This is a genomic window from Bdellovibrionales bacterium (assembly GCA_016716765.1).
Taxonomy (GTDB): domain Bacteria; phylum Bdellovibrionota; class Bdellovibrionia; order Bdellovibrionales; family UBA1609; genus JADJVA01.
The window spans coordinates 655,583-680,976 of sequence record JADJVA010000020.1; the positions used below are offsets into that span (position 1 = coordinate 655,583).

The window sequence follows — 25,394 nt, forward strand, 5'->3', positions numbered from 1 at the left end:
CGCCATTAAGGTGCCTCGCTATCCCTTTTTATCAGCTTCTCGGCCCTCATCTGAGCCACAAATCCAACAGCCTGCTGAAAGGCCGCAACGTCATATCCATATTTAGAAAGCATCCGTTCGCTTCTTCCAACCTGTTCAACAATCGTTGGATCATTGGTTTCACCGCGATAATACGTATCAAAGGCTGAAATGTAATCGGCCGTTCTTGAATCCTCGTCGGCAAGAAATTGTCTGACCGCTTCCATCAGTTTTGCATCACGAACGCTAGCTTTGCCGGCACCCTTGATTGTTCTGAGCAGAAACTTGGGCTCAAATCTCAGGTTGTTCTTTTGCTGGTAAATGGCAAATATCCTCTGCAACCGATCCTTATTGATAGCAATCTTTTGAGCACCCGAGTCGCTACTGACGTAGTCGGCTTCTGGATAATTCGCGAGCTCAATTAACTCTCTTGATATTTCATCATAAATGCGGTCAGATTTTTCGCCTTCGCCAGAGATAATAATCCGAACGTCATTTGCAAGACGCGGTAAAAGCATTTCAAATTTGATTCTTCTTCGGAGACTCTGCCAGTGGGCTCTCGTTTCGAATTTCTCCGGTTTGATCTTTGAAGAATCTAAGAGCTCCTGAAACGCAATATCTGCCAACAGAGGTGTAATCGCTATGTTCTTTTCTTGAGAGACTTGAACGACATAGCGAAGCCATGTTTCCATATCTCGCGAGGTAATGCCCTGATCGCCTTCATTGAGCAAAAGATGCATCCTGGAAAGTTCAACCAATTCTGCGTCACTGCTTGGATCAATCTCTCCGAGAATCACTTTCAACCTGTAAATAGGATCCAGAAATTGACTTGGATTCGCGGTGACTAGACTGAGTTCGGACTGATGTTTTCTTAGGCTAGGAACGTCTACAACCATCCTGGTTGCCGAGGCTAACCAAGACATATAGTTCAGAGTCAAAGGGCTCACCAGCGTGCCTCGGTTTACTCCCCCCTTATAGTAGAGCGCATATCGTCGATAGGCTGTCGCAGTCTTGCCCTCCGTATCTGGAAGCGGATAAATATCTAATGCGTTATAGGGTACTCTCTCACTTGACTCAAGCGCACGCATCTCGAACATGTGGGCCCCAATTTGCCTTGTAACCGCAATTTGTTCGATTTGGTCTGGCGAAATGAGCAGGTTCATGTGGTTCTTTTCGGCCCGATCAAGGGAAGCCTTCAAAGCTTGATCTTCACTCGCTTTAGTTATGCTCTCGTTGTTAGATGTCCAGATCACAAGGCTGTCGGTCAACACTGCCTGCCCATAATCTGTCTGAACAATCCCATTCTGCACAACCTCAAGAAGAGCATTCAGCATATCAGGTCCGTTCCGGTACAACTCATCAACCCCAACAGGGCGACCATCAGCCCTAAAAAAACTACCTGTATAGTCAGTAGCCAAGGGATGGTTGGCTCCGAGATTCGCGGCGTTCCTCATATTCGGAGCAGCAAAAATTCTGGTTAAGTTTGCCTCTAAGGGTTGCGCACGAATCATCAAAGGCTCCTTAGATTCAGCTACAACCGAAGAACGCGGCACGATCACGACATGTTCATTGAGTTTTCCTAAAAACCAAAGATACTCCTCACGACTCAGATCATCGATACTGCCTGTACCGAGCCTATATTTAGGAAAATAATGGTGAAAAAGAGCCGTGAGATAAAATACCGAATGTGGCTCAGGCTCGGTCCAGCCATTTGAAACGATGAACTTGTGACGGCCTCTGATTTCAGGAAGGACCTCCCCGAAAATTTCATTTTGGATATCAGATCGCAACAAAGTGAAGGGTGATCGTGGGATTTGTGGACTAACGAGTGCAGCCACACGCAGTTGAGCTAGCGATGGAATCTTATCAAGATCCTTCCAAACATAGGTGTATTCGCGAAAAATGGGTCGCTTTTTGGGAAGATTTTTCTGCAACTTATCCAAAGCCACCAAAAACTCAGTCTTTCCCGTCCCAGCTGGCCCTGGCAATCCGGGCGATTTACCAACATTCTGCCCGTTGGCTTTAGCCACGATAAACTGAACAACAGCTGCAATTGGCCCCTCTTGGCCAACAACCCCTCGATTCTCCGCTTCAGGCAAGACCCCTGAGAGAGTCGGAAAAATCTCGACAGGCCTTCGCTTGAAGAGAGGATCACGCGATCGCTGAGGAGGCGTTGAATAAATCAAAGCCGCAGCCCTTTCCGCCGAATTCATAACCAGAAAAGGAAACTTCACAGCTGGATTTTCAGCTAAATCCACCTGACTTCCCAATCTGAGAAAATCCGATAGCTCAAATAAAATCTGGGCAACCTCATTTGAGGGGTCTACGCCCACGGCTGGTGGCTTTTCTGCTCTTGCGGCCCTTGTAGCGCCTGTATTGGACGGCTTGTCGGTGGACGATTTATCTAACTTTGGCTCGCCAGTCGCTGCTGACGCAACTTTCTTCCGGCACGCCCCAGTGCCCTTCTTGGGGGTCTCAACTGAGGGCTGTGACACCTCGGATGGCGTCGTCGGTTCATCTGAACCAAATCCAGACTGCGGCAACAATACTTGGGCTCCAAAGAGACTGATAACAAGCCACTTTCCCAAGATGCTTTTTACTTGATTCACTTTTTGCGAAACTGAATTTTGTCTAAAAGACAAAAAGACCCCTTGCCCACGATTGCCCATCATGAGTTCTTCTTTACCCGTTTTGCTGCTCTTGTTTCAATTAACCTAACCCTGGGGCATGAACTATTGCCATTAGGTACCGATGGTCAAGGCAAGCACCCAAGATGTATTTTTTCTAGAACTAGTGCTTTAATCAAAGTGTAAAAAGATACCCAATGATAATATGAAGTTATGAATGTCATTAGATCACTACTCATAACCCGAATCAGACCCCCTTGATCCCCACTTGTCTTCCTCTCCTTTTGATTCACGAACGGGTATTTTTCGCCTAACGACTCATTTTGATACAAATTTGTTAAATTTTGTGTTCGGAGAATCTCATTTCTGTATTCCTGCCTCATTACGTGGCAGGCTGAGATTGTCTCGTCTGAATTATGGATGTTGCTTGTAAATGATTGAGAGATTTCAAGTAAACAAAGGGAGTAAGTCCATGAGGATGATTCGGATTTTTAAGCAGGAAAGCTTGGTGTGGGGATCACTGTTCGGTGTTCTCCTTCTGATCGGAAGTCTTAAGCTTCAATCGAGCGTAGTTATTCAAAGAACCTGCCTCCAATCTTCAATCGATTGCTCTTCGAACCTACCTGAAGTTCAAGTGGCAGAAAGCTTGTCAAGGCAACGAAGGCCAAGTTCTCTTAATGAAAATGGAGCCTCCAAAAAATCAAATTATCAACAAACACGCGCGAAGGACGAAAAAAAGTCGGCCTCTGATGCCCTTGTCGGCTTCCTCCGGGGTGGCGTTCATGATTAAGGGGCGGCATTCACGATTAGGCCAGAATCAAGCTAGCGAGATTGATTCCTAAGAAGTTCTGTGTAGCCACCGGAATAGTTCGCTGCCCCGGAAAATCCCATCGATAAAAGTGCCATCGTTACGGCTGCTGAACGCACTCCATTGTCACTTATCACAATTACGCGATCTTTAAATTGAATACCTATGGCACGAAGCTTGTCTCTCATGGGAAGATGCGGACGCCCGTCTGGCTGAAAAAAATCTCTCCACTCAATATTTATAGCTCCCAAATCGGGTGCACTGTATTCAAAATTTGAACTCTTCTTCCGAAAATATTCAGCTTTTGATCTGACGTCTATAAGATAAATCTTTTCTCCCAATTTCTTCTTCCCAAACACAGCCTTCTCAACTTCATCTTGGCTCGCCTCCACCGTCGTCTTTATCTTCGGTTCCCAGTAATCAGCATTTTTACGTAGAGGAGTTTCAATGTTGGTGAGTCCCTTCGCAAAAGCTTCGATATCTGCGATCTGGATATTCGTGATTCCTAAATAAAAGAGAGTCCATGCCAGGCGACCTTCATCGCCTCTTCCCTTTAAACCATTACCCAGAACCAACACTGGCGTTGAAGAGTGCATCCCCAGAAGCGCCAAACGGCGAGCAAACCTTTGAAAACTCGGCTGAAGCTTTCCCGGAGTCGCACTCCTTCCATCAACGAACTCCTGCCAAGTGAGATGAATTGAGCCTGGTACATGGGCCATGGTATAATCAAAACGGCTTCGAGTGTCGATGACAACAAGATCATCGCTCAGCACAACTGGTGCGCTCATGCGAGCACTAAGTACTTCTAAATCCAGACTCTGATTTTCTGTGACTCGAGTGGGCGCCGGAGTTTGACAGCCACCAAGGAGAAAAACCAAAACCACTTGGATAAAAAGAGAGCAGCCTGAGATAGAAAACAAACCATTTATGTAAATATCCATTTACCCAAACCCCACATATCCAATTTGACTCGCGATCGCTCTATTTGTGCTTCATGGTTGGAAAGAAAATAATGTCACGAATGCTAGGTTGATCTGTCAATATCATTACCAGACGTTCAACTCCAAGCCCAACTCCCCCTGTCGGTGGCATTCCCACATCAATCGCATGAATAAAATCTGAATCCATGGGTTGGGCTTCTTCATCTATCAAACGAAGACTCTCCTGTTCTTTCAGCCGCTCAAGTTGATCTTCTGGGTCGTTGAGCTCTGTATAAGCATTTCCCAATTCCATGCCTGCCACGATGGGCTCAAATCTTTCGACCAAGCCTGATTCAGATCGATGCTTCTTCGTTAATGGGGAGACCTCGACAGGAAAATCCAGTATAAAGGTCGGTTGCCAGAGATGTTTTTCAACCGTCAACTCAAAGGCTTCCATAATCATTTCACCACGACGTGGTTGATCCTTAAAATCTGAACCCAATGATTTGATCTTTTCAAATAGGTCTTCATCTGACAACTTGGCGGGATCGAATCCACCATATTCCACAATTCCATCCAAAACTCTCAACCTGCGCCAGGGCGGGGTAAAGTCCAATTCCTTACCTTGGTAAACAAGCCTTTTTGAACCTCTTACGTTCTCACAGACAGTCGCGACAAGTTCTTCAAACTGTGTCATTTGATCTTTGTAGTCCGTGTAAGCTTCGTAATACTCCAACATTGTAAATTCTGGATTGTGGGAACGATCAATCCCCTCATTTCGAAAATTCTTAGAAATTTCGTATACTTTGTGAAGCCCCCCGACGATCAACCTTTTTAAATAAAGTTCAGGAGAGATCTTAAGAAAAAGCTTCATGTCGAGAGCGCGATGGTGAGTTGAAAATGGATAGGCAGCTGCCCCTCCATAAATGGGCTGAAGAACAGGAGTTTCTACCTCCAAAAATCCTCTCCCATCCAGAAATTTTCGAATTTCCCGAATGATTTGGGAACGCAATTCAAAAACTCGACATGATTCTGGACTCATAATGAGGTCTAAATGGCGATGACGATACTTGATCTCAATGTCGGCCACGCCGTGCAACTTTTCAGGTAGAGGCTCAAGTGATTTACAAAGAATCGTAAATGACTTCGCGTGAACAGAAAGCTCTCCTTTTTGAGTCTTAAATACAAAGCCTGTCACTCCCACATGATCGCCAATATCAATTAACTCAAAGGCCAGTCTATCTTTCTCGCACAATTCCTGAACCCGCACATAAACTTGAATAGGACCGCTTTGATCCTTCAAATTAAAAAACGAAGCCTTTCCCATGTCTCTCTTGGTCATCAGCCGACCGGCAATCACGACTTCTTCTGTTTCTTCCTTTCTTCCTGCTTCAAAATGGCCAAATTTCTCACAAATATACCCCGCTTCATGAGTGGGTTTAAAGTTATGAGGGAAGGGATCTATCCCTTTTGCGCGAAGCAAATGGAGCTTTCTTCTCTTTTCGGCTCGCAAGGGATTTTCTTTCTCCAGTCCGGTCGCAGCCGTATCCTCGCTGTCATCTGAACTCATTTGATCTTTCATATAAAACCCTCTCCCTCAATCAATTCAGATTACTCAGCCGCACCTGCAAAAATATCCATCACTTTGTGAAGAATCTGAATAGACTCGTTCTTCGGGCGCTGAAAAGCGTTTCGTCCCATGATGCTACCGAATGCGCCACCCTGAGCCAGACCTCGAACCTCAGCAAGAAGCTCTTCGTTAGATTTTGCCTCACCTCCGCTAAAGATCACAACTCTCTTTCCGTTAAAAGCCGAGTCAAGCACATGGCGAGTTCGATCTGCCATTGTTTCAATTTTAATATTCATCTCTTTGTAAACCTTGCGTGCCGCTTCTTGCTCAACATAGGAGGTTGGAGGTTTCACTTTGATGATATGAGCGCCTAGTTGGGCGGCGATTTGAGCACAGTAGGCAATGACATCAATTCCCGTCTCACCCTGTTTAGAAAGGTCTGTGCCGCGGGCATAGGCCCAAACAACCACAACCAATCCTGCCTGCTTGGCCAAACGTGAGGCCGCCGCGATTTCTTCATACATTGCTTTTCGCTTTTCACTTCCCGGATAAATAGTGAAACCAATCGCCGAGCAGCCCAATCGCAGTGCATCCTCTACGGAAGAAGTGAGTGCCGAAATAGGAGATCCCTTTACTTCGAAAAGCGTCTCTGAATTGTTGATCTTTAATATCAATGGAATCTCTCCCGCATAATCCCGAACGCAAGCCTCAAGGGAACCAAGTGGCGCTGCATATGCATTGCATCCGGATTCAATGGCGAGTTGCATGTGATAGGCCGGGTCATAGCCATCCGGATTCTTGGCAAAACTCCGAGCTGGGCCATGTTCAAATCCCTGGTCGACGGGAAGAATCACCATCTTACCCGATCCTCCCAAACGGCCGTGATTCAAGAGCCTCGCCATATTTGCCAAAACCCCTGGATTCTCACTGCCGTACCAACTCAAAATTTCTCTAACTCTTGGTGTCATTTATTGCCCCTTAGCGAAAATTATCGAACCTGTCGATTGGAGTAGAAACCACAAACACAGATCTCTGACGTTTTTTTTAGAATTACGAACCTAATCATAGTGATCTACTAAATCAAGTAAAAGAGGGCCGCAATACAGAGAAGCTCTGCTGGATTTCATGATCTGTTTCATCCATAATGCACTCTATGGTTAAGTTCCTAGCAACTCGCTTTTCGCCATTTAAGCACGCCAGTTTTCGCCAATTTTTTTTGGTTCAAACAATTTCCATGGTCGGGACATGGTCTCATGAGCTGGCTCGTGCCTGGATCGTCGTGGAGATGCTCGGAAGAGCCGCTGCTTTGGGGCTGCTCATGATTTCCGTCGCATTGCCGGCCTCTTTTCTTATCCTCCAAGGCGGTGTTCTTGTCGATCGGCTCGAAGTCCGACGAGTGATGATTATTACACGGTCGATTCTTGCGATCTCCTCTCTCATTCTCGCGGCACTCACCGAATTCGGTCATATTCAACTCTGGCAGCTGATTGTATTTGGAATTATCGAAGGAACTGTCATGTCCTTGGACTCGCCTGCCGAACAGGCGCTTCGCGCCAGACTTGTCCCCCGATCGGACTTTCAACAGGCCATTGCCCTGTCTTCATCCAACTTTCACCTCGCAAGAATGCTGGGGCCATTGGTCGCCGGTTTTTTGATGGCTCATGGTGGTCCGTCTCTTGTTTTCCTGTTTGACGGACTGTCCTATTTTGGCCTCCTCTTCGTTCTTGCGAAGATCGATCTCCAGCCCCCACTTCACAAAGTTGCGCCCCACGGAACATCTCAACTTTCCGCCATCTCTGAAGGTTTTCGTTATCTCAAAAACAATCGCTCCATTCGCTATCGATTGATACAGCTCCTTCTCACGATTTGTTTTGTCTTTCCCATCATGATGGTCATCTTCCGCACTTTCGTGCGCCAGAAATTTGACCTTTCAGGTGCCGAGTTCGGCTACGTTTTTAGCCTGCCAGCCTTTGGAGCTCTGGCTGGAGCGCTGACCTTTGCTTTCTGGAAGCCTATAAAACCGATCAACACCCTTCAGTTAAGCATTCCGATGGGCATCTTGTCCCTTATTTCTGTTCCTTTCATGCCAACCACCACCACCACCTCATTGGCTATGACTGTGAATGGTTTTTTTAGCTATTTGACCTTTGCCTCTCTAACCGTGAGCATTCATTTGGACCTCCAAGAGGAGTATCGGGGGCGAATTAGCTCTCTCATTGGCATGTGTTTCATCAGTATAGGGCCAATCATGTGTCTTCCCGTTGGGGTTCTAGGCGATCATCTTGGCTTCAACTCAACCGTGTTAATTTTGGCAGGAATATTCGCCTTACTCAGTGCCCAACTCGCTCTCCTGCATTGGCGCTCTCTTCGGCGAATAGGTCCCATTTAGACTTAATTGATTTGGCTGGTTCACCTGCTTTGGTCGTTTTAAAAGAAGTTTGTCTTTTCTCCCCCAATTGGGTAATTGATAGGTGAAGAGGAGACTCCAAATGCCATCTCAAATTCAAATTCAGTTTGACCAAACGCCAAATCCGGCAACAATGAAGTTTTCATTTGGTCGGCAGATAGCCGACGAATCAGCCGAATTTTTGAGTGCAGGGCAAACCAAGCGCTCGCCTCTGGCTGCTAAGATCTTTGGCTTTCCCTGGGTTGCAGGCTTTTTTATTGGGGCCGACTTCGTCACAGTCACAAAACAGGATTGGGTTGATTGGGATATTATTGCAGAGCCTTTGGCAAGCCTTCTCGAGGAACATGTCCTCAGCGGCGAAGCTGTTCTTTTGCCCGAAGTGGTGACTCCCAAAAACGATGATTCAGAACAGGTGAGATTGATTAAACAAATCTTTTCCGATGAGATTCAGCCGGCTGTTGCAATGGATGGGGGAGATATCTCATTTCATAAATACGAAGATCAGATTGTTTACGTCTATATGAGAGGGTCTTGCTCTGGTTGTCCAAGTTCAATGATCACCCTTAAAGATGGAGTAGAAGCACGACTCAAATCATCAATACCTGAAATCAAAGAAGTCATTGCCCTCTAATACAGGGCCCTCTGATACAGAATGTCTTAATATATCTTTTATATCTAATAGATCTTGTATAAGTCAGACAGTCCTGACTTTGCAGGTCGCCTCAGTCACACTATGGACTTCCTCAACGACTCTATCCAACAGCATGCGAGAAAACTCCTCGGGGTTTATTCCGAGATCAGTCAACGACAAGGTAGGAACAGGGGTTCCCTCGTTGCTGACGTTGAGTGCAAAATGAATTAAAGCTGACCTCAGACTCAAAGTAGCTACACTAATGCTCAGTTTTCTTTCTCCACAAAACAGATCATCTCCAGCCCGAAAAATCTGCAGAGCGAGAGCGCTCTCTTTTGCTAAATCTCGAATCAGCTCAAGCGCTATAGCTGTTATGAGTCTTTGCAAACTAACCGCAGCAAACAAACTGCAATCGAATTTCTCGACGATAAAATGGACCATATCCGATCCCGCAATGGGACTCCGAGCCCGAAGGTCTTCACCATCAACCATGTTCACCCAGTCTATCTGGCAAGGTCCTCGCCAGGAGACAATGGAGTCGCCCAATATTCCTTCACTCAAATAGGCAAACAAGGGTCGAAGTTGGGTGCCATCGTATGGAAATATTTTGGTGATCCAAAGGCTCTTCATCTTATCCCTCCTTCAGAGCTCGCAGAAAACGCAGACAAGACTCACACTTCCCACACCACTCTTCTCCAGCATGATAGCAAGGCCAAATATCCTCGAAAGGAACCCCCAGCTCTCTCCCCTTGCGAACGATCATTGGCTTCGTCAAATGAGTTGTGTAACAGCGAACCTCGACTCGAGAAGCCGTGGAGAATCTTAAGCTTTGATTGAGCACCTCAATAAAGTCTTCGGAATTATCTGGAAATGTTGATGCTTCTTCAGCATTAAAACCGGGCACAATATAATCGGCACCCAAACCCTCAGCATAGCCGGCCGCAATATTTAAAAAAATTCCATTTCGGTTTGGTATCCAAACTTTTTCCGCTGTAGCCCTTGATTGCCCCAATGAATTGATATCAACTTCGCCTGACTCTGGCACAGGCTCATTTCGATTTATCAAAGAGGTCGTAGTAAAATCAATAAACCAAGGCAAATTTACAACCTGATGTTTTAGAGAGAGAAGCCCACAGAGCGACTTGGCCTTTTGAACCTCTCGAACAGCAGCTCGTTGTCCATAGTCAAACGTCAAAGCCAGAATAACTTCAGTATCGCGATGAGCTTGGAATAGATTGACCGCCGAATCCAAGCCTGCGGACAATAGAACGATAGATCTCTTTCTCACAGAAAAAAGTCCAATCTTTTACTTCTTAACTGATTTTGATTTCTTCTTAACTCCAGTCGCATTACTCTTTTTCGATTCTCCCTTAGATTTTATCACGGGTTTATTTGAGGCACTTGAGCGATCCTCAAATTTCTCTGACGTCTGAGCCAACTTCTGTTTTTCTTCTGAGCTCCCGACCTTAGAAACCTTTAGTTCCTGTGCCGTTTCCTCTTTTTGTCTCTCTTCCTGATCACTCTTCGTTGGCGTCACAAGGGATTCACGAATTGATATGGCCCTCTTCAGAACTTTTTCTGCCAACTGATAAACCACATCTCCGTCGGCTTCCCAACGTTTCTGTTTTTCTGCCAGAAGACTCTTTATTTTCTCGAAACGCAATGAAGTCAAATCGAGAATTTTTCGGTCCAACTCCTTTTTCGCCCTATTTGCCACATCCCTGGCCTGAGCTGCTCGCTCCGAAAGTTTTTGCTTTAATTCCACGATACCACACCCCCCCTATTTTAAGATCATTCTCAGAGCTAGCATAGATACCAAAAGGCCTCAAGTAGATTGCGCCTGCAATGAACATCGTCAATTGATTCACTCAAAAAATCGCTTATAGAATGACGAGCTTCAAGTCCTTCACCAAAAGCTGAATGCTCTTTTTGCCGGCGAAGAAATTCCATTGTGGCTCTCCGAGAATATCTACCGTTCTTCCGATTGGACCCGCCGATTGAAAAAAATCATGTTGAGGTGGTGGAGAAAACCAAAGAATGTCAATTCGATAACTTGACTTTGGATCTCTCACTTCGATTTTTAAATGACCTCCACGAAGCTCGCGTACAGCCACTATTTCTAGTTTATTGATCCTTACCACTATTGGCTCCCATCCTGTCCCAAATGGCTCCAAGTGAGCAAACCATGTCATAAACATCGCATTAACTTCATCAAGCTCGCAAACAACATCATAAGAAACAGATGGCTTCTTAATTCTCTCGGTTTTTGACAAAGAAAAAAATTCTCCCAACCTGGCATCCAGATCCTCAACATTCTTTACTTCTACCTCAAATCCTGCTGCTGGAGAGTGTCCTCCGAATTTTCTCAGACTGCTCGCTGAAAATTCCAAGGCCTTTAGCACACTGGTCGCCCCCGCAAAAGGAGAGCGAGCACTGCCAGTTACGGTCCCTCTTTCGGGATGGACAGATCCGACAAAGGCGGGGACCTGAAATGTCTGCGCCAGCTTCGTTGCGATCAAACCAATGACACCTTGATGAAAGCGCTCAGACCAAACCCAAATATATCCCTGCTGATTTCTATCATTTGCTTGAAGAGCCGCCTCCTCTTGAGCCTCGGCCTGTACCTTGAGTCTCAGTTCATTGTTCGCCATCACTTTACCGACAAGTTCGGTGGCTTCCTTTTTAGAGTTCGCCAAATAAAGATCCAGCGGTAGAATCCCCATTTCCATACGAGACAGAGCGTTTAATTTTGGAGCAAATCGAATCGCCACCTCTTGCGATCCGAGAGCGCGCCCTCCCAAACCAAGCTCGTCAAGCAGAGCCTGCAAACCAGGTCTCTCTGTTCGTGCTAACTCGATCAATCCATGCCTCACCAAAACGCGATTCTCACCAACAAGCGGAACCAAATCCGTGAGGGTCCCAATCGCAAAGCAGTCTAACAATTTCTTCGGATCAAAATCGGTCTGCAGCCAATTCCTCTGGCGAAAAGAACTGCGAAGTGCAAGAACCAAATAGAACGCAACTCCAGTTCCACAAAGATGGCTTAACCCTGACTGACAGGTTCCCTTGTTAGGATTAAGAATTGCAACTGCCAATGGGAGATCACCATGCGGCAAATGATGATCTGTAATAATTACATCAACGCCCAATTCGTTGGCTCTCTTAACGGCCTCATGAGCCGTAATACCTACGTCTACCGTGACCACAAGTGAAACACCCTGCCGAGAAAACTCTTCTATCGCGTGCGCATGAAGACCATAGCCTTCGGTGAGCCGTTTTGGCTGATACCCTTTCACGTGTTCATAACCAAGCCATTCAAGCCCCTTAAGAAGGAGCGCCAAACCAGAGGTTCCGTCTAAATCAAAATCACCATAAACACAGACCTTCTCCTTTTTCGAATAAGCCTGCATAAGACGTGAGACAGCTGTTTGCATGCCATCTATAACGGCGGGGTCACTCAGGTTTCTGAGAGCGGGAGACAAAAAAGAATCTATGACTTCTTCAGAATGAAGGCCACGTGCGTTCAAAATTCGCCAGAGGAGACCCGGAATCCTAGACAGACCCGAAGACCGAAATTCAGAGTTTTCACGGGCCTGCCAGTCTACCACTCTACCGAACTCACAACACTTCCAAGATCAGACGACCGATGGTTTACGAGTGATATTATCAAGCAAAATAACGAGGGGGCTTGCAACATAAATAGTAGAGTAAGTGCCTATCAAAATACCCAACCCCATGGTGAACGCAAAATCTCTGATCACTCCACCTGCAAATAAATACAGAGCAATGACAGAAATAAGAGTCGCACCTGAAGTCAGAATTGTTCGAGACAAAGTATCGTTGATCGACCGATTTACCAACCAAGTAAATTTTTCCTCTCGAAAGAGGGGCTCATTCTCGCGTATTCTATCAAAAATAATAATTGTGTCGTTCAAGGAATATCCAATGACTGTCAAAACGGCAGCCATCGTCTGGATATTTACTTCGCGACCAAACAATGCGAACACCCCTAAAACTATAATTGCATCATGGAAAAGACAGAACACAGCTCCCGGCGCAAACTTATAATCAAAACGGAGACCGACATAAATCAAAATGGCCAAGAGACTATAAAACCCCGCAAGCAGCCCGTTCCTTTTCAATTCCGAACCAGCCTGAGGTCCCACCGAATCCACACGACGAATCGACGCTCCCTCACCAGAAAAACTTGCCGTTAAGCCTGTTGTTAGCTTGGAATTCAGGGCTTGCAGCATATCATTTGTCTCTTTTTCTGTTTTTCCTGCCACAGACTCCAGACGAATCAGGTATTCATTTCTATCATCAGTCCCACCAAAAGACTGAACTGAAGCCGAACCGTAGCCCATTTGCTTCATAAACTCGCGAACTTTTCCTATTTCTACCTTCTGGTTAAATAAGACCTGGACCTCGGTTCCACCAGCATAATCAATTCCATAGTTGAATCCTTTTATAAGGATCATGGCCAAGGACCCGATGACCAATAAAATAGAGACAACCGCAAAAATATTTCCTAAGCCCAAAAAATCAATTTTCCCCGGGTGATGATGACTTTTCGAAGGCCCTGCCTTGGAGCTATTCACATTTGCGTCTCGTCTTCCCATCTTCTTCTCCTTAAACAGCGGCGATGTTTTTAATCTTAAACCACTTGGTCAGAATCTCAATCAAAACTCTGCTAACAAATACGGCCGTGAACATGGAAGTCACGATTCCAATTGTCAAGCTGACTGCAAAGCCGCGCACTGGCCCCGTGCCGTAGTACATAAGGATCAGGCTTGTTGCAACAGTCGTGATATTTGCATCAAAGATTGAACTAAATGCATTCGAAAAGCCATCCTTTATCGCAGCGGATGTCCCGGTTCCCTTACGCAGCTCTTCCTTGATCCGCTCAAATATAATGATATTGGCATCTACCGCCATCCCCACTGTCAGAGCTATAGCCGCCACGCCAGGCAGGGTTAAGGTTGCTCCCAATGAAGTCAGAATTGCCAAAAGAAACAGCACATTCAAACTGAGAGCAATATCGGCAACAATACCCAATGTGCGATAATAGAGGGCCATAAATAGAAAAATCAAAGCGACCCCAATAAGGGTTGCCTTTTTTCCGGCCGCAATACTATCCGCCCCAAGGTTAGGTCCCACAGTCCTTTCCTCAAGCTGCTCCAAATTTGCCGGAAGAGCTCCAGCGCGAAGTGCAGTCGCAATAAAATTGGCTTCATTTACTGTTTTTTGATAGTCTCTGCCTCCACCCAAAGTGATCCGTGCTGAGGAAGAGGCAATCTTTCCTTGAATGACTGGAGCACTCTGAACAATTTCGTCAAGAACGATCGCCATTTGTTTGCCAACATTTTTCTCCGTGATCTCACCAAATCTGCGTCTGCCGTCAGGACTAAAGGAAAAGACAACTTCTGGCTCGCCATACTCACCGGGATGAACGCTCGCATCCTCAAGCTGATCTCCCGTCAGATCTGTGTCACTCATAACCAAATAAGGAATTTTTCCGGCCTCAAGAGTTGCTGCTTCTTCAGGTTTTTGAAAAACAACAAGGGAATTTTCCGGAATTTTTCCCTTAAGATCCTCATTCAACCTTTTCACATAGGCCGAGTAACGCAATCCGTCTTTACCGAGGGCATAATTGCCAGCCTTCTCAGCGGAATCAATAAACTCAGCCAATTTGGCCTGCTCAACGTCTCTGGAAACAATTCGAAAATCCAAGCGAGCGGTACGATTAATTAACTCTTTCGCTCTGACCGCATCTTGAATCCCAGGGAGCTGGACTAAAATACGCTCGCTCCCTTGTGCCGATATGCTCGGTTCCGCCACTCCAAACTCATCGATTCGATTTCGAATCACTTCGATAGCCTGATTGATAACCTGCTGCTTTTGATCTCGGATAACGTTATCAAAATATCTCAGACTCACTCTATTTCCTGCCGTCTCCAAAATCTGAATTGTGGCTGGGTAGGTATCAGTGATATAGCTTTTCAAGCTCTTCACGTCGACGTCTGATTTGAGAACGATGTCCAGTATCGTTTTGTCTTCGTTCTGAGGAGAAATGCTCTCAACCCCCACATTTCTATTTTTAAGTTCATCTCTGAGGCTTCTGGACAACCTCACCGTTTTCTCAACGATGATCCCATGGGTATCCACTCCCATGACAAGGTGCAAGCCACCTTGAATATCCAAACCGTAGACCATCTTCTTTTTCGAGAACCACCAATCACCTTCTTTAAAATCGATGAAATTGGGGGCGATCCAAGCACCTGCTAGAAGTACAGCTGCGATGACAATGGCAAAACGCACTTTGATATTTTCAGTCATTTCTGTTCCTCGCTCGATGGCCCCGAAATCTGACTTTTCAAAATCCGGAGACGAACGCCATCGCTCACTTCAAGGGTGACAAATTTTTCAGTCAGACCCTCTATCGTTCCCAAGATTCCTCCGGAAGTCAAAACCGAATCGCCTCTCTTGAGGGAGGCCATAAACTCCTGCTGCTTTTTATGACGCTTCTGTTGGGGACGTATGATAAGAAAAAAGAAAATCAAAAAAATGAATACAAATGGGATCATTTGCTCAAGAAAATTGGGAGCTGAGGCTCCGTTTGCTTGCTGAGCCCAAGCGATCTGACTGAAAACATTGAACATGATTTACCTCCGAAACAATTCGGCCCACAAATGATCATCTGAAATGGAAAAAATCAATGAGGAAGTGTTCAAACTCACTGAGAAAAAAGGCTTGCCTACTGATTTTCACCAACTTTAGCGAAACGCGTTAAACAAAAATCGCGGTATTCGGACCAACTGCCATCTTGAATGGCTCGTCGAGCTCTTGCCATAAGTTGAGAGTAGAAATGGAGGTTGTGTATGGTATTGAGTCGCGCAGAGACAATTTCACCGCTCATAAACATATGTCTGAGGAAGGCCCTCGAATAATTTTGACAAGTGTAGCAATCACATTCAGAGTCCAGGGGTGATGAATCTTCTTTGTATTGAGTTCTCTTAATATGGACCTTCCCAGACCACGTAAATAAAGTTCCGTTTCGCGCTGTTCTCGTTGGCATCACGCAATCAAACATATCAATTCCCGAATCGACTGACAAAATCAGATCAAGTGGGGTCCCCACACCCATCAGATAACGAGGTTTATGACGGGGCATGCGAGGTCCAATCACCTTTACAAGCTCATGCATCAAATGAATAGGCTCACCAACACTAAAGCCCCCCAACGCATACCCCGGAAGGTCGACACTTGTTATTTGATCGAGACTTTCCAGGCGGAGATTTAAATCCAAGCCTCCCTGAGCAATTCCGAACAACATGCTTTCTTGCCTCACCATGCTTGCCTTAGACCGAAGCAACCAACGGTAAGTTAAATCCATGGATTTTTTTAAACTCTCACTTGTGGCCGGATAGGCCGGGCACTCATCAAAAGCCATGATAATATCGGCACCCAGATCCATTTGGATCTCCATGCTTTTTTCAGGACTGATGAAATGCTTCGCTCCATCCAAATGGCTACGAAACTCCACTCCCTCTTCTGAAATCTTGGCCAGCTGAGAGAGAGAGAAGACCTGAAATCCTCCACTATCGGTTAAGATAGGGCCATCCCATCCTGTAAATTGATGTAGCCCGCCAAGTCGCTGAATCGTCTTTTCGCCGGGTCGAAGATGCAGGTGGTAGGTGTTTCCGAGAATGATCTGAGCGCCCAAGTCCTTGAGCTCATGGGGGAGCATTCCCTTCACACTCCCTTTTGTTCCAACGGGCATAAAAACTGGGGTTTCGATGACTCCTCGTGCGGTCGTTAAAATTCCTGCGCGGGCTTCACCATTTTGCTTCAAGAGTTTGAACGAATTGAAGGTCTCTCCCATATGGTCAAATCTCCGTAGCTAAAAAGTCTAAATTGGTTATCAATCGCCCAACGATAAGATTCCATCACCTTTTCCCGGCCCGCAAAGGCACAAACCAATGCTAACAAAGAGCTTTCGGGCTGATGAAAGTTCGTCATTAACACGTCTACGAGCCTAAATTCAAACCCTGGACGAATAAATAAATCCGTATCTCCGCATACCCCCCCCTCGAACGGAGAAAGTAATCCACTTGCCCAAGACTCGAGAGCACGCGCGACTGTCGTACCCAAGGCAAAGACCCGCCCCCCACTTGATCGAGTCATTTCAATCAACTTGAGAGTCTCATGAGGAATAGCGCACCACTCCTTGTGCATGATATGCTCAGACAAGTCTTTGACTTTGATTGGAAGAAACGTGCCCAATCCCACATGAAGAGTCGTCAACGCAATACCAACGCCTCGCTCACCCCAATATTTCAGATCCTCTTGAGAAAAATGAAGACTGGCGGTGGGTGCAGCTGTACTTCCCAAATTCCTCCACCATGCCGTTTGATAATTCTCCCGATCCTTCTCCCGATTGTGCCTCTCGCCCCTCGCTCTTTGAATATAGGGAGGAAGAGCCAATTCTCCATATTGGTCAAAGTATTCGGGAGCCAGACTCTCTCCCTCGATTTTCAAAATTTGTGGAAGGCCTTTTCTGACAAGAGTCGCGATCCGCCCCCCCGGAAGCGCCAATTTCTTGCCGAGGGCCAAACCTCTCGCAGGAAACAAGACCTGCCATGTGTCTGGCGACTCTCGACAAACAAATAGAATCTCCCGATTTTCAGGGGTAAAAATTCGGCAAGGGATCACTCCCGTATCATTGAGAACAAGAAGGTCACCCGGTTCCAAAAGATCCCGTGCCTCGCTCAGGTTCAACTCTCTGGGATTTGGGATAAGTCCGAATTTCGGAGATTCATTCCTTGAGCCAACAAACATGACTCGGGAAGACATTGCGCGCTCTATCGCAACCAATGAATCCGGATAAGTATAGCTAAAATCTGATATTTTCAATATATGAATGAATCTGGAAATTTTTCTCGTGGCCGTTTTCTTTCGGCCTCTTTTCTAGACTTCCTCTTTTTCGGACTTTTTAACTTCTGATTTGACATCTGACTTAGCCGCACTGTCTCCAGCCTGAAGTTTTTCAGCTTGAGTTCTAGAGGTGCTATCGTTTTCTATATTATCCATGCTCTCATCAAGTCCCTTTTTGAAACCTCGAATGGCTTGTCCCAAGGACTTACCCAAATTTGGCAAACGACTAGGGCCAAAAACGACCAAGACAATAAGAATGATAATAACCCAGTGAAACAGTGACATTCCGCCCATACAAACGGTCTCCCTCTTATTCTCAAGTTAACTTGGCCACACCAAGTACGAACCTTTCATTCATATATCGATATATCGGAAAAACCAACTTGAAGCTATCCATATATCTTATATTATGGATCGGACGCAGATTCAATTCGAACAAAGACATAAAAAAGGCAATTCTACCACCAAATACACGTCGCCTACGATATCTCCTAGTCCTTAACCTCAGATGTGCCGTTCTGAAATGAGACGGTGGGTGTCGCGCAAAAGAATTTTCGGAATATCTCATAAAAAATGGGGAGCATAGAAAGCAAAATAATTGCAAGCATGATCATTGAAAAATTCTGCTTTACGATCTCAGTTTCGCCAAAGAAGAAACCCGCAAAGAGAAACATACAGATCCAGATGAAAGCTCCAAAAATATTATAATAAATAAATTTTAGCCTGGGCATCAAGCTTAAGCCAGCAACAAAAGGAGCGTAAGTTCGAATGATCGGCAAGAATCTTGCCAGGAAAATCGCTTTCCCTCCGTATTTTTTATAAAATAACTCAGCCTTCTCGAGGTGTCTTTCATTTAGAAACCGTCTTTTGCTATTTTTCAAAAAATGTCTTCTGCAGAAATGTCCAAAGGAAAAATTGACCGCATCACCAAGAATGGCCGCGCCAATCAAAAGGGGACAAAGCAATTTCAAATCCAACAAATCGGGTCGAACTGCACAAATGGATCCCAATGAGAACAGCAAAGAGTCCCCAGGCAAAAATGGCATGACGACCAAGCCTGTTTCACAAAAAATAATCAAAAATAGGAAAAAATAAAGCCAGGGCCCCATAAAATTGGCCAGATTTGAAATGTGAGACCCCATATGCAAAACAAGATCAAGGACTTCACTTACCACCTGATTCGCTCCTCATGACCGCAAAATTGATGCCTTCCCAGCCCTCTGTTATCAAAACAGTCATAATCCTTTTGACCTCTAAAATCGGTGTTTTCTGATCAGCCTGAATATTAATCTTCCTTTTATCTGGCTGACTCGGATCGGGCGGCTTCTCTGAACGCTTAAACTCCTGAAGTTTAGCCCTCAATCCATCAAACCCCTCATCTGTACTGGGAATGGGCTGAACATACGCTTTTCCCTTGGCTGCGGCAAAGATAATTTCGTTACTGGTAATAGTTATCAAAGGTAAATTCTCGAGGGGAACTGAATGCTTCGCATCAGGTATCCGTATTTTTGCTTTAGACATAAAAAAGATTTCGCCGGATGCTGAAAAATTCATCAAAAGAAAGATTACAAGCATAGAAAAAATGTCAATGAGGGCCGTTAATGGGAGACCTGGCTCAGATTTTCTCATTTTCTTTTGATGCTGGCGCTCTCGTAAAAAGTGAAGATCATATTTTGAGTGGAGATGGAAGCCTGGGACGGTGATTTTGCGCCTAAAGCTCCCTTTCAGGTGACTCACTGTGTGCTTACTCCCACATCACTCCACCCATTTCCGACGAGGGTATCAAAAACAGCGATCATCGTCTGATAAAAAACTCGATTTTCGGTATTCAGAACAACATCTTTCTTGTCAGGATAGGTCTTTCTCCACCCGGCCAAGACTTCAACCATCTTTTCTGTTTTCGGTCGCCCCTGTGTATCGAGCACCAAGGGAACTTTAGTCACATTTTCGTTCTCCGACATTAATATTTCGTTTCCCATTATGGTGACGGACAGAGAGATTGGCTTCTCAGTTGGAGGAGGCGTATCTTGATCGCTGCTTGTTACCTGGCTTGAATTTGTTGCAAGCGAATCAATATTCATCCAGACGGCCGTCATGAGAAGAAAACAAATCAAGACTGAAAACAGATCAATAAAGGGAACTAGATTGAGTTCATCATCGCCCGACGTAGCACTCATTACTTCCTCGATAATTTTTCACGATGGGTCAAAATGAAATTCAGAGTTGTCACGCTGACCTCATGAATATCGTCCACAACTCTCTGTGACCAATTATTAAAAACAATGTATCCGGCCAAAGTTGGAATGGCGACAATCAGTCCAAATGCCGTGCAGTTCATCGCTTCCGCAATGTTGGCGGCCAGTACTGTGGCCTTTTCCGACGCCGAAACAGTTGCTACAGTTGCAAATGCACCGATCATACCAATGACGGTTCCAAGTAGGCCCACCAGTGTCGCCATATTCGAGACAGCAGCAAGAATACCAACATTTTTCTCAAGGCGCGGAATTTCCCTGAGAGCCACTGCATCCATTGCGGTTTGCACCTCTTCATCTCCAAGGCGATTTGCCACCGCCATCAATCCAGCACGAACAATGTTGGTGAGGGGCGATTTTGATTGTGAAACAATCGCCACAGCCTTTTCTAAATTGCCCTGTAAGATATAAGAATTAATTTCATGTAAAAGACTGTCCTTATTAACGTTTGAAGCCGCCGAAATAACAGCAAAACGTTCAAGTATAATGGCCACAGCAAATACCGAGCAACCCAAAATTGGGTACATCGGCCATCCTCCCTCATGAAACGCCTCTGCTATACGTGCAAACATAGTTTCCCCTTATATAATCGCGTTATCTGCTAAACTTACAGACTTCTAGACTCAACCTTTTTGGCTGATTTCTCTTATCCTAACAAATTCCTCAGACCAATCGATGAAACTAAGTGATTATCCTGAAAAACTACACCAACAGAGGGGAAAATCACCTCGAAGGGAAAATCGGCTCAGAGGAAAGAGAGAAAGCCCCTGCCTTGCCTAGCAACCGCATCTTTTCAATTCGCCTGCTCAGTCCATTTCAGCCTTTGGTCTGGTTCTTTTATCGAGCCAACAACCAATTCCGAATAATCGTTTTGCCTACTCCCCCGCGCTGTCCCTCTGTCTCTTTGAGTTCATAACGCAAGGCAGAGTGAATTAACAGGAATGGCGGCTTAGCTGCCTTTTGCCTCAGGTCCTGATTGACAGGTATTAAGCCCCCGACTATTTTGTGGCCGCTGTACTTTTTAATCGTTTCTTTCGACGTGCGCGCGTGGCGAAATTGGTAGACGCACCAGCTTGAGGGGCTGGCGCCCGCAAGGGCATGGTGGTTCAAGTCCACTCGCGCGCACCATTCAACAACTTCCTTCATTTGGTTCTGGTTCTACGGTTCTACTCGGTTCATGGTGGGTAATTCAAAAAAGTCATTTAAGCACAAGCATTTAGGTATCTGAGTCTGTACAATTTAAAACTTTTAACGCCGTAAGCTCGCTTCTGTATTAGCTTTGCGACGTTGTTAAAACCTTCGGTTCTTGCGTTGGTAATCCGGTTGACGAAGTAATTCAAGATTTCATTTCTCCATTTCATGAGAGTTCGTCTGAGGTTTTTTATTTTGGGGATCTGGCTTAAAGCCATTTGATCTGTCATTCGAATTAGGACTCTGGCGGCCGTTTTATTTTCATTGATTCGGTAAGCTGCAGGGGCCAGTTTCCAAACATAGACTAAAAAAGAAGTTTTGCTTGGGCTATTTTAACAAACCCGTTTCAGAATTCTCCATCTAAAATCTTTGATTTAGGTGGAGATGAATGAAACTCGACTTTCCTCCATGGATGGAGGAGGTCTTGAAATCAGGATGATTTTTCATTTCCCTGATTTTCTACATATTTTTTTATGACCTCAAGTGTCGCTCCGCCCGTCGAAATGAGACAATAGGCTCGAGTCCAGAAAACAGGTTTCCAATAATATTTCTTCAGGTGTGCTGGAAACTTCTTCCTAATAAGTCTGCTCGTTACGGTTTTTAGGTTGTTGATGAGCTTTGAAAGATTCATCGCCGGGTGTGCTTCAAAGAGAAGATGAACGTTGTCTTCTTTGCCGCTAAACTCGAGGAGTCTGCAGTCCCATTCACAAAGAAGTCTGCCAAACTCTTGCTTTAGAAAATCTAATTGCTCTGGATTGAGACATCTTTTTCGATATTTGGTTACTAACACTAAGTGATAGTTGAGACTGTAAACGGCGTGAAAATGTCCACGTAATTTCGTTTTTTCTTTGATTTGACTTTTCATAACACTAATAATAGAACAGACAAGGAAATGAATCCACTCACGAGACGCTACAAATTCGAAATTTTTCCCTCACCGGTGCAGAAACGGCATCTAGGGAAGATATTTGGCTCGGTTCGTTTTGTGTACAACGAATTTCTAAAAATAAACGAGGAGCTGTACGCGGATGGGATACAGAAACTCTCTCGCACAGAGATGCAAGAACATCTCCTCATCTGGAAAGAAGCCGTTGACTGGCTGAGTGACGTGCCAAGTCAATCCTTGCAAGTTGCAACTCACGATCTCGATGTCGCCTATCAGAATCTGTTTGCAGGACGCGGTAAAAGGCCAAGACTCAAAAAGAAGTTGGCTGCGCAAAGTTTTTCACTCCCACAGCCAAAAATCAAATCAGTGTCGGGACAAACTTGCGTATTTATTCCAAAATACAAGACTTGGATACCGATGAAAATGCATAGAGAATTTCCAGACGGTGCAAAGTTCGGTGCCGCCACCATCTCTAAAACTGCAAGTGGACGATGCTTCCTAAGCATCGTCACAAAATTCAATACGAAGGAAAAAATTCTTTCAACCAATGATGGGATCGTTGGTGTGGATCTGAACATCAAGCAGATTGTTCTGAGTGATGGCGAAAAGATCCAGGTTCCAAAGACATTGGAAACGCTCGAGAGCAGAAAGCGCAGGCTTCAAAAGAAGATGCAGCGCCAACGAGATATGCAGAAATCAGAAAAGCGCGAAGATCGCTCCAATAATTACGAAAAAACAAGATTGCGGCTTGCAAAGTTGCACGAAAGAATAAGGTTCCAAAGGGAGGACTATCTTCACAAATTGGCTCTCAATATCTACCGCAAGAACCAAGTGGTGGCGATGGAGACACTCAATGTGAAGGGCATGATGAAAAACCGAAGACTGGCAAAGTCAATTGCGTTTCAGTCATGGGGAAGACTTGTTGAGATAATGAAGGTGTATGCTGTCCAATACGACAAACATTTGCATTTTATATCGACTTGGTTTCCAAGTTCTAAGATGTGCCATCAGTGCGGGTTCGTGAACAGCGAACTCACACTTTCCGATCGGGAATGGACATGTGAATCATGTCATATTCATCACGATAGGGACGTCAATGCTGCAATAAATATTCAAAACGAGGGTGGGTCCTACCCCGTTCATCAGCCTGTGGAGAGGAAAGGCTCTGTTGTACGGCCGAAAGGGCGCACAACAACCATGGCCTCGGCGAAGCAGGAATCATCAAGATTTGAGGTGGCATCGTGAGACGCCATCCGCTTGATGCTCCCACTTATTCCCGACAAGGGAAAAGTGGTGAGAGGTTCACGCGAGCAGTCAATGCGCAGTCTCCTTAAAGGGAAGACTGCATTCCCTGAATTCAAAGTCCTTCTCGCATCCGATTGCTTTCCGGATCGGCTCAGAAAACAATTCCTTTCTGCGCTGATCACCCTCTGTATGCGCATCAAAAATATATTCCTTTTCGATAGCGCTCTCCTCAGGAAAATGACTAGAAAGCGATGGCTTAACACACTGCCAAGAGCTACTGGCTAAAAACTTATTTTGTCTATCCCACTGAAAAGGAAGTTCGGACAAGAGTTCAGCCATCGCATAGCTTCCAATGACATCGGCAAATCGCTCATCTGGAGATGATGAATAGCCCTCGGTTTCCATAAGACTTCGGTTAGAAAATTCTCCTTCGATTCGCAAGGTTTCCCTTAGAACATCGATACTCATGCTCTTGGCTGTCTCTATTGCAGTCTTCATTTTTTCTGATGATGGCCTATCAGAACAGCGATATTCAGCTGTAAAATACATGAGGGTTGTCAGCTCATCGTCAATAGGCTCTTCTCCGTGAGTCCACAAGTAATAGTTGCAAGGATCGAGGTAATTTGGATTTTTCTGAGTTTTGCCATTAATCATCGGAATCATCGGCTTAGTGATTCTTAAAAAACGGTCACTTGAAGCAAGGCCGGAAATTCTGTCAGACACAATTGAACTGGCTATACGCTCTAAGTCGGTATCCGTCATTATTTTGGCGGTTTCCCTTCGCTTTAGGCATTGCTGAAACTCTGGCAGTTCAGGTTGATAGCCTGACAGTGATCCGAGAGAGGTACTGAATTGTTTTTTATATTCATTCCATGTTTCACATGAGAATGCCTTTGGTTCGCATACTTCGGCACGAAGACCGGCGAGCTCTCTTCCAAATGAGGAATTTATCTGAAAAAGGTACTGACTACGGTCAATTCCCAAGGCGTGGCCCATCTCATGGGCCAGGGTCTGAATAATATCTTCGCTATTGAAGTCCCCAGCGCAAATAGTCAGAACATTGAGATAGGTATAGTAGTAGGCATTTATAGTTGTCGTAGAGCACTCATCATTGGATATCGCAGGAAATGCACCTGGCAAAACAAGCCTCACCTCCGAAATTCGCTTGTTCCAATCGGCTCGAACAGATTCCGGAATATCGAGCTTGGAAAGCATGTGAAGATAACTTGCTTTCAAACCCGCAAAACCTTGCTCAACCTTTTCCCAATTCTTATCGTTACGCCAAATGGCGCGAGATATCTCTGAGATAAGATTCCTGCGCAACCTACGCCGCTCCAGCTCAAGTTCGATTGGGATCAATTTCTCAGAAACTTGATGAAATCCCTGATACTTATTTCCCATTCGGGTTAAATTCGTCTCATTGAGTGCTGCTGACCAAATAAATCCGAGTTCATAGTCGAGATGGTCAGATGCCAACCGCTGACCCTTGGTCATCTCAATTCGAGGCTTTCGATCCAAAAACTCTTCCATTTTTGCAAAATATTGCCGGCGTTGAAGGGCCTGATAGAAATCCTTCGGCAAGTATTGACGATTGCGAAGCTTTGCCTGGGCGTACCGATAGAAGACCTGCGAAAATTCATTTTGTGTTTCACCCTGCAAGACTTTGGTGGAACGCTTTGCCCTTTTAACTTCCAGATTCCCTAAGGCTTCTGGCGAATAGAGATAGTTGCAATATTTGTCCAAAAGGTACTTGCATTGAGGCCGCTCAGATTCTCCATACAACTGCTCCGACGAGAAGGTCTTCAGCGATTCCCGCAATTTCAGGGGTTGGTTGGTGCTACAAGAACATAGCAAACCGACCAATACTGCAAATCTAAGACAATAAAAAACCCAACTGGCCATACC

At 45.3% G+C, this 25,394-nt stretch carries 25 protein-coding genes and 1 tRNA gene; 5 read left to right on the forward strand and 21 right to left on the reverse strand.

The window, feature by feature from the left end; all coding sequences use genetic code 11:
- Window positions 1–5 precede the first annotated feature (5 nt).
- Entirely contained in the window at window positions 6–2,690 is a 2,685-nt protein-coding gene (locus IPL83_11730; GenBank protein MBK9039811.1) for a hypothetical protein, read from the reverse strand.
- A 388-nt stretch (window positions 2,691–3,078) separates the two neighbouring features.
- Here IPL83_11730 and IPL83_11735 point away from each other — a divergent pair, with 388 nt between their 5' ends.
- Entirely contained in the window at window positions 3,079–3,435 is a 357-nt protein-coding gene (locus IPL83_11735; GenBank protein ID MBK9039812.1) for a hypothetical protein, read from the forward strand.
- Between the two features lie 32 nt (window positions 3,436–3,467).
- Here the strand turns inward: IPL83_11735 and IPL83_11740 are convergent, their stop codons facing one another.
- The 3 genes from IPL83_11740 to IPL83_11750 are packed head-to-tail and all read right to left on the reverse strand — an operon-like array spanning window position 3,468 to window position 6,911.
- Entirely contained in the window at window positions 3,468–4,394 is a 927-nt protein-coding gene (locus IPL83_11740) for a hypothetical protein (GenBank protein MBK9039813.1), read from the reverse strand.
- A 40-nt stretch (window positions 4,395–4,434) separates the two neighbouring features.
- Window positions 4,435–5,943, reverse strand: coding sequence for a lysine--tRNA ligase (gene lysS, locus IPL83_11745; GenBank protein MBK9039814.1), 1,509 nt, complete (start codon window positions 5,941–5,943; stop codon window positions 4,435–4,437).
- Between the two features lie 41 nt (window positions 5,944–5,984).
- Window positions 5,985–6,911: a class I fructose-bisphosphate aldolase gene (locus IPL83_11750; GenBank protein MBK9039815.1), complete on the reverse strand. Its 927-nt coding sequence runs from the start codon at window positions 6,909–6,911 to the stop codon at window positions 5,985–5,987.
- Between the two features lie 185 nt (window positions 6,912–7,096).
- Between IPL83_11750 and IPL83_11755 the strand changes: the two genes are divergently transcribed.
- Both IPL83_11755 and IPL83_11760 read left to right on the forward strand, forming a co-directional pair.
- Window positions 7,097–8,332: an MFS transporter gene (locus IPL83_11755; GenBank protein ID MBK9039816.1), complete on the forward strand. Its 1,236-nt coding sequence runs from the start codon at window positions 7,097–7,099 to the stop codon at window positions 8,330–8,332.
- A 112-nt stretch (window positions 8,333–8,444) separates the two neighbouring features.
- Entirely contained in the window at window positions 8,445–8,981 is a 537-nt protein-coding gene (locus IPL83_11760; protein ID MBK9039817.1) for a NifU family protein, read from the forward strand.
- A gap of 63 nt (window positions 8,982–9,044) precedes the next feature.
- Here the strand turns inward: IPL83_11760 and IPL83_11765 are convergent, their stop codons facing one another.
- The 14 genes from IPL83_11765 to IPL83_11830 all read right to left on the reverse strand — a co-directional run bounded on the left by IPL83_11765 (window position 9,045) and on the right by IPL83_11830 (window position 20,739).
- A complete protein-coding gene (locus IPL83_11765) occupies window positions 9,045–9,611 on the reverse strand; it encodes a DUF366 family protein (protein MBK9039818.1) in 567 nt (188 codons plus the stop codon).
- A gap of 1 nt (window position 9,612) precedes the next feature.
- A complete protein-coding gene (gene queC, locus IPL83_11770; protein ID MBK9039819.1) occupies window positions 9,613–10,269 on the reverse strand; it encodes a 7-cyano-7-deazaguanine synthase QueC in 657 nt (218 codons plus the stop codon).
- A gap of 18 nt (window positions 10,270–10,287) precedes the next feature.
- Window positions 10,288–10,746, reverse strand: coding sequence for a hypothetical protein (locus tag IPL83_11775; protein MBK9039820.1), 459 nt, complete (start codon window positions 10,744–10,746; stop codon window positions 10,288–10,290).
- A gap of 115 nt (window positions 10,747–10,861) precedes the next feature.
- Entirely contained in the window at window positions 10,862–12,589 is a 1,728-nt protein-coding gene (recJ, locus tag IPL83_11780; GenBank protein ID MBK9039821.1) for a single-stranded-DNA-specific exonuclease RecJ, read from the reverse strand.
- A gap of 27 nt (window positions 12,590–12,616) precedes the next feature.
- On the reverse strand, window positions 12,617–13,600 hold the full coding sequence (gene secF / locus IPL83_11785; protein ID MBK9039822.1) for a protein translocase subunit SecF: 984 nt from the start codon (window positions 13,598–13,600) through the stop codon (window positions 12,617–12,619).
- 10 nt (window positions 13,601–13,610) lie between these two features.
- Complete coding sequence (secD, locus tag IPL83_11790; protein ID MBK9039823.1) at window positions 13,611–15,317, reverse strand: protein translocase subunit SecD; 1,707 nt, start codon at window positions 15,315–15,317, stop codon at window positions 13,611–13,613.
- Complete coding sequence (yajC, locus tag IPL83_11795; GenBank protein ID MBK9039824.1) at window positions 15,314–15,640, reverse strand: preprotein translocase subunit YajC; 327 nt, start codon at window positions 15,638–15,640, stop codon at window positions 15,314–15,316. The genes secD and yajC overlap by 4 nt, the downstream gene beginning before the upstream one ends.
- 95 nt (window positions 15,641–15,735) lie before the next feature.
- A complete protein-coding gene (tgt, locus tag IPL83_11800) occupies window positions 15,736–16,863 on the reverse strand; it encodes a tRNA guanosine(34) transglycosylase Tgt (GenBank protein ID MBK9039825.1) in 1,128 nt (375 codons plus the stop codon).
- Window positions 16,830–17,894 (reverse strand): tRNA preQ1(34) S-adenosylmethionine ribosyltransferase-isomerase QueA, encoded by a 1,065-nt coding sequence (gene queA, locus IPL83_11805; GenBank protein ID MBK9039826.1) that lies wholly within the window; start codon window positions 17,892–17,894, stop codon window positions 16,830–16,832. Before queA ends, tgt begins: the two co-directional genes overlap by 34 nt.
- Window positions 17,895–17,948: 54 nt before the next feature.
- A complete protein-coding gene (locus tag IPL83_11810; protein ID MBK9039827.1) occupies window positions 17,949–18,209 on the reverse strand; it encodes a twin-arginine translocase TatA/TatE family subunit in 261 nt (86 codons plus the stop codon).
- Window positions 18,210–18,406: 197 nt separating this feature from the next.
- On the reverse strand, window positions 18,407–19,057 hold the full coding sequence (locus IPL83_11815; GenBank protein MBK9039828.1) for a VTT domain-containing protein: 651 nt from the start codon (window positions 19,055–19,057) through the stop codon (window positions 18,407–18,409).
- Between the two features lie 22 nt (window positions 19,058–19,079).
- The gene (locus IPL83_11820; protein MBK9039829.1) at window positions 19,080–19,652 is read right to left on the reverse strand and encodes a biopolymer transporter ExbD; all 573 of its coding nucleotides are present in this window, start codon (window positions 19,650–19,652) and stop codon (window positions 19,080–19,082) included.
- Complete coding sequence (locus IPL83_11825) at window positions 19,649–20,092, reverse strand: biopolymer transporter ExbD (GenBank protein ID MBK9039830.1); 444 nt, start codon at window positions 20,090–20,092, stop codon at window positions 19,649–19,651. Before IPL83_11825 ends, IPL83_11820 begins: the two co-directional genes overlap by 4 nt.
- A complete protein-coding gene (locus IPL83_11830) occupies window positions 20,092–20,739 on the reverse strand; it encodes a MotA/TolQ/ExbB proton channel family protein (GenBank protein MBK9039831.1) in 648 nt (215 codons plus the stop codon). The genes IPL83_11825 and IPL83_11830 overlap by 1 nt, the downstream gene beginning before the upstream one ends.
- A 469-nt stretch (window positions 20,740–21,208) precedes the next feature.
- Between IPL83_11830 and IPL83_11835 the strand changes: the two genes are divergently transcribed.
- Window positions 21,209–21,295 (forward strand) — tRNA-Leu (locus IPL83_11835).
- A gap of 74 nt (window positions 21,296–21,369) precedes the next feature.
- Here the strand turns inward: IPL83_11835 and IPL83_11840 are convergent.
- Both IPL83_11840 and tnpA read right to left on the reverse strand, forming a co-directional pair.
- A complete protein-coding gene (locus IPL83_11840; GenBank protein MBK9039832.1) occupies window positions 21,370–21,648 on the reverse strand; it encodes a transposase in 279 nt (92 codons plus the stop codon).
- A gap of 140 nt (window positions 21,649–21,788) precedes the next feature.
- Window positions 21,789–22,223, reverse strand: a complete 435-nt coding sequence (gene tnpA / locus IPL83_11845; GenBank protein MBK9039833.1) for an IS200/IS605 family transposase — start codon at window positions 22,221–22,223, stop codon at window positions 21,789–21,791.
- Between the two features lie 27 nt (window positions 22,224–22,250).
- On the opposite strand from tnpA, the gene IPL83_11850 reads away from it, so the two are divergent.
- Entirely contained in the window at window positions 22,251–23,489 is a 1,239-nt protein-coding gene (locus IPL83_11850; protein ID MBK9039834.1) for a transposase, read from the forward strand.
- A 69-nt stretch (window positions 23,490–23,558) separates the two neighbouring features.
- Here IPL83_11850 and IPL83_11855 read toward each other — a convergent pair whose 3' ends face one another.
- Entirely contained in the window at window positions 23,559–25,391 is a 1,833-nt protein-coding gene (locus tag IPL83_11855; protein MBK9039835.1) for a hypothetical protein, read from the reverse strand.
- Window positions 25,392–25,394: the final 3 nt, after the last annotated feature.